Origin of the sequence: Methylobacterium sp. B1 (assembly GCF_000333255.1) — a bacterium.
GTDB lineage: Bacteria > Pseudomonadota > Alphaproteobacteria > Rhizobiales > Beijerinckiaceae > Methylobacterium > Methylobacterium fujisawaense.
Genome location: NZ_BACT01000466.1, coordinates 1 through 1,006, shown reverse-complemented (window position 1 = coordinate 1,006; position 1,006 = coordinate 1). Strand labels below are relative to the sequence as shown.

At 74.1% G+C, this 1,006-nt stretch carries 2 protein-coding genes; both read right to left on the bottom strand.

Going from position 1 to position 1,006, the window contains the following annotated elements; genetic code table 11:
* Window positions 1-579, bottom strand: a 579-nt coding sequence (locus I53_RS13495; RefSeq protein WP_043351526.1) for a hypothetical protein, incomplete at its 3' end; no start/stop codon positions are given.
* On the bottom strand, window positions 579-1,006 hold a 428-nt coding region (locus I53_RS13490; RefSeq protein WP_306307437.1), incomplete at its 5' end, for a hypothetical protein. The genes I53_RS13490 and I53_RS13495, both read right to left, overlap by 1 nt.

Sequence of the window (1,006 nt, the reverse complement as noted above, 5' to 3'; positions counted from 1 at the left end):
CCGCCCCCAGCAACCGGACGTCCGGTGCGCCTCGGGGAAGATCCGGCTGCCCTTCTTGAGCGGCGTGCCCAGGAGGACGCTGTAGCACAGCCCCCTGAGCCGCATGGCGTCGGTCCAGAACGGCAGCTTCAGCAGGGCGGCCGAGGCCGGCTGGTCCTCGGTGCCGGCATGGCCCTCGATCACGACCTTGCCCTGGTAGACGCTGTCCGGGACGAAGCCGCCGGAGCCGGCCCCGAGGCCGGTCTTCACGTCCCCGAACCAGTATTGCAGGATCTGCACCGGCCCGACGCAATGCACGGCGCCGCGGTACAGGACCGTGTTGGTGTCGTTGAACTTCAGCGTCTCCAGCGCGAAGATCACGCCGCCGAGCTTGGCCTGGCCGAGGACCCGGCGGCGCGGCGCCACCGCCTGCCGGACGGTGACCTGGTGGTCGGCCCGCTTGTCGGAGCCGAGCAGGGCCTGGGCGCCGTATTGCAGGGCCACGGTGCCGACCGTCACGACCGCGTAGCCGACGACGAGTTCGGCGGTGGCGCCGAGCGCCAGCTCGCCGATCAGGGCGGCGCCGATCGCGGCCGGCATCAGACGCGCCAGGCCACGCGGGCCGGCCAGGGGCCGAGCGCGAGGCCGGCGGGGCTCTTCACCGCCCAGCCCAGAGGGCAGCGGATCGCGCAGGCCGGCCCGACGCGCGGGTGCGCGACGAGGCCGACATCGCCGGTGCGCGGGGATTCGGTGGTCGCGAAGCCGGATTCCGTCATCAGCGCGCGCACCACCGTCTCGAAGCCGCCGCGGCGGCGGACCGTCCGCCGGGCGCCCCGCGCCGTGCGGTAGCGCCCGCGCAGGCGCGCCGCCGGATCGACGCCGCGGCGGACGCGGCACCAGTCGGCCATCACCAGCGCGCAATCGCACGTCCCCCAGGCGAAGCTCGCCCGGGCCATGGCGCGCAGGAAGGCGCTCAGCTGTTGGTCTCCGGGATCTCGGGATTCCATGGCCGTCTCCGGTTGATCAT